Below are 10,747 nucleotides of genomic sequence, written 5' to 3'. Positions count from 1 at the left end.
TGTGCCGGGGTTCGGCGTCGGGTACGGCGATTTTGTAGCTGAGGTAGAGTACGGATACTGAGGTGCTGGGCGGACGGCGGCGGATTTGAAGCATAGTAGAGGGGATTAAGGGCGAGGGTCACAGATTTCAGATTTTTTTCTGAGATGTCTATCCCCGTTAAAATAGTTTATATTAAAAAGCAATACATATTCAAACATACAGACGGCAGAAAAGGATGGAAAGTTTGACTCTGGGCGCGATTGTCGGGGGGATTGTCACCAACATTTTAGGACATTATCCGAATTTAGCTGTTTGCATAGGAGTCAAGTCTTTTGTCGATCACCTGAGAAAAGACCATAAACTTATCAATCATCACCTGCAAAAGGCGCTTAAGGTTTCCTTGATCTCAGCTCTCCAACAGATTGCCTTAGATTGTCAGAAGCAATTGATGGGCGAGTGTGAGCCACAACAACTATTCATGGTGATGGTGGAATTTCCCCCAGAACAGTCTTATCCAGCAGAACACGAACCGGATATTAAACTTTTGAATGAGAAAATTATTCGATTGGGAGTAGAACTAGGAAAAATAAAAAAATCAAAAGAAATTGATCCACTAATTGACTCTATTGATGAAATTGCATTTTTGCTCACACCAGAAGGGGAGTTAGCTAAGGAGCGAATAAAAAAAATCAAAGATGACCTGATAGCTGAAGCGCTGCTCCGGTATGGTGATTTGCCTGAATGTTACAGAGCCAAAGTCAGGGAAGTTTTATTTCAAAGGGTGTGCGAACAATTTGCTGCTAAAATTAAATACGTGCCAGAGGTTCGCAGAATTTTTCAGGCACAGTTATTAGCTCAAGTTCATGCTAATTCAGCAGAACAACAGCAAAAAACTCAAAAAACCGTAGATGATTCTATGTCTATACTTTTATCAGAAATGGGAAACCTTAAAAATACTGTGCAGCAAGTATTAAATCGCAGCGACGAGCATCCACCTATTCAAAAAATGGAGTTAGAAAAATGTGCTGAGGGTACATTAGTATTGAAGTTATCAATTGATAATATTTCGGCGCAAAGGTTGACAGAAATTGTCCAGTATTTACAACGAGTTTAGGATAAAATTTATGGATATCCGCAGAATAGAAGCAAACGATGAAGATTCAGTGAATCTGGTTTTGGAAGGTTCACTAGAGCAGTGGCAGCGGATTGAGCAACTGTTTAAATCGGGGCAATTGAAGGAAATATTAGGAATTACTGTTGATGATGTGCAGCTAACTTTACCAGTAAAGGAAGAGGCTGTTGTACCTAGTGAAACGCTGGTAAATTTGAGTCAGTGGCTTCAAAATGTCGTTGACGATATTTGGAAAACTGTACAAGAAGTTTTGGATGAGCCAAGAGTCGAGCTGATGTTTAGTGGCAGATCCGCTAGTTCTAAGGCAGTCCTAAAAGCACAGCAGATTGTATTGAAAATGCCACCGAATAGTCATTCTTTAGCCTTGGTAGTTGCTGTGAGTCAAAAGCCAAGTCAAGAAAGGGATATCTGTCTGCAAGTGCATCCCATCGGCAGCAAAAATCTCCCGTACAGTCTGAAGTTTGTGGCGATTGATACAACATCTGGTCAAACTATCGTGCAAGACCAAGCTGGAAATTATAGGGAATGGATTCAATTAAATCTTAATGGTAAACCAGGAGAAGAATTTAGTATCAGAATTGAATTAGGTGATGTAAGTGTTACGCAAAATTTTATAATTTAAATAGTTGAGCAGGTGGGGCAATGGGTAAAATAGTTCTTCTCGATTTAGTAGAGGGTAATTTTGATAGAGGTTTTACTGTCACACTTCGTATTGAGACAGAAGTAGAGCATCGTTGTATTGTTGATACCAAAGGCAACTTGCCTCAAAGTCCAGAGATCCGCGACCATTATGAACTTTGGAAGTCAGGATATCTTGCTCGTGTAGACCCGATGAGGTCTGCTACACGAATAGGTAGCTATACAAGTCCTAACGCTGGTATCAAGGAAATAGAAACACACACCCGAAAGTTGGAGTCCAGTATTAATAAATGGCTCAATTCTCATCAGATGTCCGTTATCAGAGATGAGTTATTATCCGAACTAACCGATCCACGAGAAGAAATTAGATTTATATTTAAGACAGAAGACCCAAATTTACAGCGGTTGCCTTGGCATAGCTGGAATATTTTTCATCGAAAAAACTGTGCTAAAGCCTCGGTAAGTTTATTTCTGCCAGTGCGAAAACAACCACCGATTCCTCGAGAAAAAGTTAAAGTATTAGCAGTTTTTGGCAAGAAAGAAACGGTCGGCAATACCACGATAATCAAGACAGAGAAAGACTGGGAATCGCTGTACAATTTCTTGTCTAAAGACTCGAATGGTGAAATTATTCGTTTAGATGAGCCGACTTGTGAGAAGTTAGGCGAGGAGATTGAGAAGCAAAGTCCGCAGATATTTTTCTTTGCCGGTCATAGCAGCAGTGAAGATGATGCTGCTAGAGGCGTGATCGAACTCAATCAGGATGAGAGTATAACGATCGATCATTTGAGATATGATATTGCAGGCGCGGTCAAGCATGGTTTGCAGTTAGCAATTTTCAATTCCTGCGATGGGTTAGGAATAGCACAGCAACTTAGCAATTTAGGAGTTCCAAATGTCATTGTTATGCGAGAAATTGTGCCGGATGAGGTAGCACAGAAGTTTTTGCAGCGTTTTTTGGAAGCATTTGTGGCTGGAAATTCTGTCAGCCTTGCAGTGAGGAAGGCACGGGAAAAGCTCAACCGTCTGGAAAATAGATTTCCCGGTGTAACTTTCTTGCCAGTGAGTTTTCAGAATCCAGCAGAAGCACCTTTGACTTGGCAAGCACTTGGGGGTGTACAAAGTCGCAGGGCTGAAAAGTCTCAAACAGGCAATCAGAATTCAATATTATGGTTGCCAAGTGCGATCGTCAATCCATCTCAAGAACAGCAAAATCACCCATCACATACGATTATTATTCCATCCCCCCAGGAGGAGCAGGAACTACCCACACCTGGCAACAATTCATCTGAGTTAGAGCAACGGCAAGCACCAGCGACTAACATACATTCATCTCAGTCGCGACAACAACCTCCATCACCTGTTACCCATTCCTTTGAGTCTCAGCCACAGCAACAAACAAGGCATAAAATTTCTATTTTACGGTGTAGTAAGGGGCATGAAAATCGAGCAGAAAATAATTTTTGCATACATTGCCGTGAATCTCTAAAACAGCTATCAGTAAGTGGTGTTAACTCCTCTTCGCCTCAGTCGCAGCCGTCGCAGCTAAACGTTCTTGAAAATCAATCAGTAGCGAGCGTTAATTCTTTTTCGCCTCAGCCACAGCAGCCGCAGCTAAACGTGATTGGCAATCAATATGCACCTCTAGTAAAGTCGTGGAGTGGTGGCAACTGCATTAATCCCAACTGCCGCCATCCAGAAAACCCTGTCACTCTCAACTTTTGTCAAAACTGCGGTTCTAAGTTGTTGGTAGACGATCGCTATCGGGTAATTAGAGGTTTGGGAGAAGGAGGGTTTGGCAGAACTTATGAAGTCAGAGATAGAGACGCTACTCGGAAAGTGTTGAAAGTTCTCATGAACAACGATACTCTAGGTGTGGAACTTTTTCAAAGAGAAGCTAGCGTTTTGCAGCGGCTGAAGCATCCGGGACTTCCTAAAGTAGAGTCAGACGGTTACTTTACCTTCAGACCTCAGAATAGTGCCAATTCCTTGCACTGCTTGGTAATGGAGAAAATTGAAGGGTATAATTTGCAGCAGTGGTTAGAAAAACAGAACCATACGCCCATAGACTCGGAACAAGCTATAGACTGGCTCAAACAACTGACAGAAATTTTAAATCTCGTTCACAGTCAAAATTATTTCCACCGCGATATCAAGCCACAAAATATTATGTGTAGGTCTAACGGACAATTAGTATTGATTGATTTTGGCGCGGTGCGAGAAATGACAGAAACTATTCAAAGAACAAGTGGAGAAGTAACAAGAATTTCTTCAATGGGTTACACTCCTGAAGAACAAAAAAAGGGTCGCTCTGAACCGCGTTCTGATTTTTTTGCATTGGGCAGGACTTTTGTCTATTTGCTAACAGCTCAAGAACCAAGAAATTTGCAGGAAGATTTGCGTTCTGGAAAGTTAATTTGGCGGAATATAGCTACTAAAACATCGCAGCCCCTAGCAGATTTGATTGACGATTTAATGGGTTATTTTCCGAAAGACAGGCCGAAAGATACGCAAGTTCTGTTGCAACGACTGGCTAAAATGGTCGATCGTCCATCCTCGGCTCCGTCTGCAAAAACTTCTATTGGCAGGATGGGTATAATTGAAACATTAATCAAAGCCTTTCAGCGGCGAAGTTAATCCTAGATGGTGAATACCCTGATTATGTAGCGCCACAGCCATAAAAAGTTTTACAACAAAAAATATGAGCATTAACGATAAACTTAAGAACATATTGATAGAATTACGATCGCACTTCGAGCAAATCTACGACAGCCGCCTTGTCACAATGGTGCTCTACGGTTCCCAAGCGCGAGGCGACGCACATCCCGATTCAGATATAGATGTGTTAGTAGTTCTCAAAGCGCCAGTTCAAGCGGGGGTCGAAATTGATAGAACTCTTCAGATTGTAGCAGATTTGTCGCTCCAAAATGATGAAGTGATTAGCTGCCAGTTTATGAATGAAGAAAAATTCACTAATTATCAAGGCCCTTTGCTCAGAAATATCCGTAAAGAGGGAATTTTAATATGACATCCGCTCAATTAAACTTACTTCTCAAAGCTCGTCAAAGCCTTGCAGCGGCAAAGTTAATGTTAGATGGCGAATACCCGGATTATGCAGCCTCTCGCGCCTACTACACTATGTTTTATATCGCCGAAGCATTTTTAGAAGGTGAAGGACTATCTTTTTCTAAACATTCCGCAGTCATTAGTGCCTTTGGCAGAGAATTTGCTCGTACAGGAAGAGTTCCTGTTAAGTTTCACCAATACCTCATCAGAGCTCAGGAATTGCGAAATGCTGGAGATTATGGCGAACTTGATGCCGTTATGAGCGATCAAGCCGCAGATTCGATCGCCCAAGCTGAAGAATTTCTCGAATTAGCTCAAAGTGCGATCGGCACTTTACCGCCCCTCTAAAATAGAATACCCATGGGGCCAGAAACCGGGTTTTTTACGAAAATCTTTCGTTCTAACCCGCAGATTAGGTAAAAAACCCGGTTTCTTTGGGCGCAGTGCATAAGTCCTCTCAAACAAGAACACCGCCCCTAGAAATTAATGACCGCCCGCCGCGCCAGCCGCCCGTTTAAAGGCCTCATCCAACACTTCCGAAAGCGTCGGGTGAGTGTGAACTCGGAATGCTAAAGTGTTGACAGAATCGCGCTGGGCGATCGCATTTGCCGCCTCCTGAATCAAATCGGAAGCGTGCAAACCAAAAATGTGAACTCCCAACAATTCCCCAGTATCTTTCCGGTAAATCACCTTCGCCATACCGTCGGTTTCACCCTCCGCAATAGCCTTAGAATTTCCCTTAAAATAACTCTTGACAGAAGCGACCTCAAACCCTTCGGCTTTTCCTAACTCCTTCGCCGCAGGTTCATTCATGCCCACATAGCTAATTTCTGGGTGAGTAAAAGCCGCCGCTGGGATACTCAAATAGTCAACTTCGCGAGTGCGGCCGCAAATATTTTCGACTGCGGCAATTCCTTGAGCAGATGCAGCGTGGGCTAACATCATTTTGCCATTAACATCGCCGATCGCCCACAAATTCGCGATCGGTTCTCCCGCCGCCAAAACCTGCATCTTATCGTTAACTGGAATATAGCCGCGCATCGTTTCCACGCCAAGGGTTTCTAATCCCATATTCTTGCTGACGGGAACTCGGCCAGTTGCTACCAAACAAGCGTCAACTTCCAAAATCTCCACAACTTCCTTAGTTTTGAAATCAGCTAATTCAATAATTACGGGGGAACCAGGAATAATTTTCTTAGCTAACAAACCAACTTTTGTTTCAATATCGCGGGGTGCAATTAACACTCGTTCTGCTAATTTAGCAATATCCGGGTCAAAAGTTGGCATTAATTGATCTAGAGCTTCAATCATCGTAATTTCGCAGCCGAGGGCTGTGTAAATATCCGAAAACTCCAAACCAATATAACCGCTGCCAATAATAGCAATCCATTTCGGTAGCGATTCCAATCTGACAGCATCATCGCTAGTAAATACAGTTTTGCCGTCAATTTCTATCCCTGGAGGGACGAAGGGAATTGAACCGGGAGCGAGAATAATATCCTTGGCAGTAATAGTTTTCTCGCCTTTGTCGGTTTCGATGCTAATTTTTTGAGCAGCAGCAATTTTGCCCCAACCTTGGATGACATCGACGTTCAAACGTTTGAGGCTGTTTGTCAAGTCGCCGCGCAGTTTGCTAACAATAGTGTTAGCGTGATTGGCGATCGCCCCGCGATCGAAATCCACACTTCCCAACTGAATTCCCAAAGTCTTGAGGTGGTGTGCATTCCGCATATCCCGCACCCGCCCCGAAGCCGCCAGCAGCGCCTTGGAGGGAATGCAGCCGCGGTTGACGCAAGTCCCGCCCATGTCGCCCGCTTCGATAATTGCCACTTTCAGCCCGCAGCTAACCGCGTGGATGGCGGCCCCGTGCCCGCCCACGCCGGCGCCGATAATTGCTAAATCGTAATCAAATCCTTGAGTCACCTTAAAATCTCCTAATGCCTTTGAAATCTTAGGACTCAAGCAAAAAACACCGTCTGTCCGTCCTTTCGAGGTGGTGCGTTGCGATCGCAACCCTTGAACAGTGGCAATAGTTGCATAAGTCCTGTGTCCTTATTCTCGACTAGACTAGGGTTAATTAGACAGTAACTGAGATTTTTTTAGGGTTGATTATGTTGAGCTGGCTGTGCGCCAAGTCTCAAATCACCCTGTCGGCGGGTGTAAAGTTAAGTACAGATTGATGGCTGACAATGCCCATTCGTGTCAACAATCAAGTCAAATGCAGTGCCGGTGTAGTGTTTGACGATAGGGCCCCGATCCCCCCTAGCCCCCCGAATCGTTGCGGGGGAACAAGAGGCGATCAAAGTCAACCCCTACTTCCTTTCTTAGGCCCGATCCCCCCTAGCCCCCCTTAACAAGGGGGGAACAAGAGGCGGTCAAAGTCCCCCTTGTTAAGGGGGATTTAGGGGGATCTCGCAAGAGGATAAAAGCGAAATTTCTCAAGGGTTTTAGTTGATTGAGGTTTTGATGTCTAATATCTGCACGTGCCCGCGGGCAGAGTTTCTCGGCAAGTTTTGAAGTTTATGGAGTTGCTTATGATGGATGAGGATGATTTGAAAGATTCACGCCGAGCCTCGGCTCAAGCTTTTTTTCAGTCCCTGGATGAATTGTTTGATTATATAGAAGCTTCCAACCCTGAAGCAGCACAGCCTCAGTCTCCGCCGCCTCAAGCTAAGCCTGCTAGTGAGTCTGCGAGTCTGCCGAAGAAGCCTAAACCAGCGAAGATTAATTTGTCGGATTTTGAAGATGCGATCGCAGATTTGGAACAGTTTATCCAAAATAAGCGCCAGAATCGCCCGGAATCCAATCAATAGTGCGACACATTTTAATCGATCGTGTCCGGCAAATGACGGATGATATAAGCAGGCGGACGATCGCCCTGGCTGGATTTTGCCGGAGTTTGCGATCGCGCCAGCGGTTATACTGTGGTTAGTCTTGGTCTGTGAATTGTTTGGATAGGCTCAAAAGACGATCGGTGTTTTGTCGATCGAGCTTGACGAGCACAAAGAAGATATTGAGTGTTAACTCGCTGTCACAATCGAGAAGAGCTGCTGCGCTACATTTTAGAATCCCTGAAAATGAACGTACCTAGCCCCTACGACTTGGATAGATTTATGGAAGTAGTTAGCCGTAATTTACATCAACCCACAGTCATTCTACTAGACGAAATTGGTGTCGGTTTACAACGATGTCCCGAATTAGATGATGGATTTTGGGAAAGTTTGCGCTGTTTGGCAACAAACCAAACAAATGGGAATCTAGGGTTTATTTTAGCAGCTCCAGAATCACCACTTAAATTAGCGACTAGCACGGGATATAGTTCGCCTTTTTTCAATATTTTTGGATATACTACAACTGTGGGAGCTATGACAGAACCTGAGGTGCGGGAGTTAATAGGCAGTTCGCCCATACCTTTTGCTGATGGGGATGTCGAGTGGATTTTGAATCAAAGCGAACGTTTGCCTCTGCTGCTGCAAATCCTTTGTCGAGAACGATTATTTAGTGTGGAAGATGGGGGAACTGAGGATGATTGGCGTGAAGTAGGGTTAGAGCAATTAAAACCCTTTGCTGATTTACAATCAAAATAAAATGAAACTAACATTTTTAGAGCGATACTATGACAACTAATTTACCGATCAAGTTGGATCGTTTACCCAAAACTTTGCCAAGAGAAGGTGCTGTTAGCGTCGAGTTAGCAGAAGGGGTGCTGATGTTCCGCGCTTCTAGGTTGTTTCAGGAGCGAATTGAAATATTAAAAGCTCAACAAAAAGAAGCTGGACTCACTGCTGAAGAATTACAAGAATTGCAGGATTATGAAGAATTAAATAATTATCTTACTTGGGTTAATCAGATGCTGGGAAATACTTTGCACTATCCCTTGCAAGGAATGGTTTCTCGCTACAATGACCCCTTTGAACCTGCTGTACCTGTGGAAGACTGGGAAGCGCTGCAATGATAATACTGGATACTCATATCTGGATTTGGTGGGCGGACAACAATCCGCAATTAACCCAGCAGCACCGGCAGTGGATACAACAATACCAATCCCAAGGTTTAGGAGTGAGTATGATTTCTTGTTGGGAAGTTGCTAAATTAGTAGAGAATAACAGACTCACTCTGTAACTGGCGGTTGATGAGTAGTTGACAGCAGCCTTGGCTTACCCGGGAGTGCAGCTACTGAACCTGACAATTCCGATCGTTGTTGAATCAACCAAGCTAACAGGTTTTCACCGCGATCCGGCTGACCAACTAATTGTAGCAACTGCAATAATTTATGGCTGTCCGTTATTAACGGATGACAGTAAAATTTTAGCCTATCCAGATGTTCAAACTCTGAAATAGGTGAGAAAAAATTATTTGAAATAGTTGAAGTCAATCAGAATAAAATCAAGGAACAGAAGAAATGAATAGAAGCGCGATCGATCGACCATCGACCTATGTAGGGGCGAAGCATTTGGGCGATCATCTTTGCAACTCAGCGAAGATACTTATATCCAAATGCTTCGCCCTGCCTCACAGATCGCCTACAGGTACAAATATCTATGCAAAACAGAGCAAATATTTTGACAGATCGCTTTTGCAATTCAACGAAAATGCTTGTATCCAAATACTTCGCCGAGGATTCAAGCAAGATTGTACATACAGTTTATCTGTGGGGGAGGGCGAAGCAGTCGGATATAAGTATCTCGGTTGGGTTTCATCAATTGTCGCCCGACTGCTTCGCCCCTACAGAATTTCCAATAAAGAAGAATAGACGATGGTGTTTTTGCTAACACGCAGTCCAGAAAACAAAAATTACCCACCAAAATAGAGTCTCAAGCCCCCAGATTCATCCGTGGGATAAATCTAAAATCTAAAATCTCAAATCGGATGACCTCATCAAATGTACTGCGCAACGCCTATACCGATTCGCCAGAACAGCATCCCCGCCTAATTTTGGGTCGCCTGCAATGCACTATCATCCTCATGTTTGTAGACTTGCAAGGCCCAGTTTCATCAGCAAGTGATTCGGCTGGGTTTCTCTACAATATTGCTAGGAGTATGACAAACTCTGCCGATCGTCAAAGCGCGTTAACTCTCCCATCTCTTAACCGCGAAACACTGCAAGACGATCCTTTTACCTGCTTTGATGAATGGCTGGATCGAGTAGAAGCAGCCCTCGAAGAAAATATTGCCCTGCTTGCCTTAGATGAATTTGAGGCGCTAGATGATGCCATCAGAAAAGGACGTTTCGACGAGCAAGATGTTCTGGGAATGTTGCGTCACCTAATTCAACATCGCACCCGCTTCAAAGTGATGCTCGCTGGCAGTCATACAATAGAAGAATTTCAGCGTTGGGCTAGCTATTTAATCAATGTCCAAGTCGTTCATATCAGCTACTTGAAGGAACCCGAAGCGCGTCAACTAATTGAGCGTCCCGTCCAAGATTTCACCCTGCGCTACGAACCAGATGCGGTCGATCGAGTTTTGCAACTTACGCGCTGTCACCCTTTCTTAATACAACTCCTCTGCGCTGAAATTGTCGCCCTCAAAAACGAGCAAGATCCATCTATCCGCCGACTGGCGACTTTAGCCGATGTGGAAGCAGCAATATCAGCAGCTTTAAGTGTTGGCAGTTTCTTCTTTGCAGATATTCAAAACAATCAAGTAGATGCGGCAGGATTAGCTATTTTGCAGTTTTTGGCAGCACAAGGGGAAGGAAAAATCGCGAGCCGGGAAACTATTTTGCAAGAGTTTACTGATGATTTTGATGCTGTCGGTTTGCTCCTGCAACGGGATTTGATTGAGGAAGCAGGTGATGGTTATTGTTTTCAGGTTGAGTTGATACGGCGCCATTTTGCACGGGGTGTGAGATAGTACGGGATTTTAGGAATTATTAACTAGACTTGAATTGCAAAAATCGGAAAACACCCTAAAATTATCTGCGTTTA

The 10,747-nt window shown here is 43.9% G+C and carries 13 protein-coding genes; 12 read left to right on the top strand and 1 reads right to left on the bottom strand.

What is annotated here, in order from left to right:
* Positions 1-215: 215 nt before the first annotated feature.
* The 5 genes from QT974_RS23320 (at position 216) to QT974_RS23300 (ending at position 5,165) form a co-directional block, all read left to right on the top strand.
* A complete protein-coding gene (locus QT974_RS23320; RefSeq protein WP_333470800.1) occupies positions 216-1,094 on the top strand; it encodes a hypothetical protein in 879 nt (292 codons plus the stop codon).
* Between the two features lie 10 nt (positions 1,095-1,104).
* Positions 1,105-1,734, top strand: a complete 630-nt coding sequence (locus tag QT974_RS23315; protein ID WP_333470799.1) for a DUF1822 family protein — start codon at positions 1,105-1,107, stop codon at positions 1,732-1,734.
* Positions 1,735-1,754: 20 nt separating this feature from the next.
* A complete protein-coding gene (locus tag QT974_RS23310; protein WP_333470798.1) occupies positions 1,755-4,388 on the top strand; it encodes a protein kinase domain-containing protein in 2,634 nt (877 codons plus the stop codon).
* Between the two features lie 64 nt (positions 4,389-4,452).
* Positions 4,453-4,779, top strand: a complete 327-nt coding sequence (locus QT974_RS23305) for a nucleotidyltransferase domain-containing protein (protein WP_333470797.1) — start codon at positions 4,453-4,455, stop codon at positions 4,777-4,779.
* Positions 4,776-5,165 (top strand): HEPN domain-containing protein, encoded by a 390-nt coding sequence (locus QT974_RS23300; RefSeq protein WP_333470796.1) that lies wholly within the window; start codon positions 4,776-4,778, stop codon positions 5,163-5,165. Before QT974_RS23305 ends, QT974_RS23300 begins: the two co-directional genes overlap by 4 nt.
* A gap of 135 nt (positions 5,166-5,300) precedes the next feature.
* Here the strand turns inward: QT974_RS23300 and lpdA are convergent, their stop codons facing one another.
* A complete protein-coding gene (gene lpdA / locus QT974_RS23295; RefSeq protein WP_333470795.1) occupies positions 5,301-6,740 on the bottom strand; it encodes a dihydrolipoyl dehydrogenase in 1,440 nt (479 codons plus the stop codon).
* A 611-nt stretch (positions 6,741-7,351) separates the two neighbouring features.
* Here lpdA and QT974_RS23290 point away from each other — a divergent pair.
* The 7 genes from QT974_RS23290 to QT974_RS23260 all read left to right on the top strand — a co-directional run bounded on the left by QT974_RS23290 (position 7,352) and on the right by QT974_RS23260 (position 10,673).
* Positions 7,352-7,630 carry a hypothetical protein gene (locus QT974_RS23290; RefSeq protein ID WP_333470794.1) on the top strand — a complete coding sequence of 93 codons (279 nt, stop codon included), beginning with the start codon at positions 7,352-7,354 and terminating at the stop codon, positions 7,628-7,630.
* 204 nt (positions 7,631-7,834) lie between these two features.
* Positions 7,835-8,404 (top strand): hypothetical protein, encoded by a 570-nt coding sequence (locus QT974_RS23285; RefSeq protein WP_333470793.1) that lies wholly within the window; start codon positions 7,835-7,837, stop codon positions 8,402-8,404.
* Between the two features lie 29 nt (positions 8,405-8,433).
* Positions 8,434-8,772 carry a hypothetical protein gene (locus QT974_RS23280; protein WP_333470792.1) on the top strand — a complete coding sequence of 113 codons (339 nt, stop codon included), beginning with the start codon at positions 8,434-8,436 and terminating at the stop codon, positions 8,770-8,772.
* Positions 8,769-8,939, top strand: coding sequence for a type II toxin-antitoxin system VapC family toxin (locus QT974_RS23275; protein ID WP_333470791.1), 171 nt, complete (start codon positions 8,769-8,771; stop codon positions 8,937-8,939). The genes QT974_RS23280 and QT974_RS23275 overlap by 4 nt, the downstream gene beginning before the upstream one ends.
* A gap of 18 nt (positions 8,940-8,957) precedes the next feature.
* Positions 8,958-9,158: a PIN domain-containing protein gene (locus QT974_RS23270; RefSeq protein ID WP_333470790.1), complete on the top strand. Its 201-nt coding sequence runs from the start codon at positions 8,958-8,960 to the stop codon at positions 9,156-9,158.
* Positions 9,159-9,219: 61 nt separating this feature from the next.
* Positions 9,220-9,570, top strand: coding sequence for a hypothetical protein (locus QT974_RS23265; protein WP_333470789.1), 351 nt, complete (start codon positions 9,220-9,222; stop codon positions 9,568-9,570).
* Between the two features lie 116 nt (positions 9,571-9,686).
* Complete coding sequence (locus QT974_RS23260) at positions 9,687-10,673, top strand: hypothetical protein (RefSeq protein ID WP_333470788.1); 987 nt, start codon at positions 9,687-9,689, stop codon at positions 10,671-10,673.
* Positions 10,674-10,747 lie beyond the last annotated feature (74 nt).

Origin of the sequence: Microcoleus sp. BM001215392 (genome assembly GCF_036700185.1) — a bacterium.
Taxonomy (GTDB): domain Bacteria; phylum Cyanobacteriota; class Cyanobacteriia; order Cyanobacteriales; family Microcoleaceae; genus Microcoleus.
This window is presented reverse-complemented; position numbering and strand designations above follow the sequence as displayed.

Excerpts from the sequence above, each read along its gene's own strand:
- QT974_RS23265 (WP_333470789.1), top strand. The coding sequence starts at position 9,220 with ATGAATAGAAGCGCGATCGATCGACCATCGACCTATGTAGGGGCGAAG.
- QT974_RS23300 (WP_333470796.1), top strand. The coding sequence starts at position 4,776 with ATGACATCCGCTCAATTAAACTTACTTCTCAAAGCTCGTCAAAGCCTT.
- QT974_RS23275 (WP_333470791.1), top strand. The coding sequence starts at position 8,769 with ATGATAATACTGGATACTCATATCTGGATTTGGTGGGCGGACAACAAT.
- QT974_RS23315 (WP_333470799.1), top strand. The coding sequence starts at position 1,105 with ATGGATATCCGCAGAATAGAAGCAAACGATGAAGATTCAGTGAATCTG.
- QT974_RS23310 (WP_333470798.1), top strand. The coding sequence starts at position 1,755 with ATGGGTAAAATAGTTCTTCTCGATTTAGTAGAGGGTAATTTTGATAGA.
- QT974_RS23280 (WP_333470792.1), top strand. The coding sequence starts at position 8,434 with ATGACAACTAATTTACCGATCAAGTTGGATCGTTTACCCAAAACTTTG.
- QT974_RS23260 (WP_333470788.1), top strand. The coding sequence starts at position 9,687 with ATGACCTCATCAAATGTACTGCGCAACGCCTATACCGATTCGCCAGAA.
- QT974_RS23320 (WP_333470800.1), top strand. The coding sequence starts at position 216 with ATGGAAAGTTTGACTCTGGGCGCGATTGTCGGGGGGATTGTCACCAAC.
- QT974_RS23290 (WP_333470794.1), top strand. The coding sequence starts at position 7,352 with ATGATGGATGAGGATGATTTGAAAGATTCACGCCGAGCCTCGGCTCAA.
- QT974_RS23305 (WP_333470797.1), top strand. The coding sequence starts at position 4,453 with ATGAGCATTAACGATAAACTTAAGAACATATTGATAGAATTACGATCG.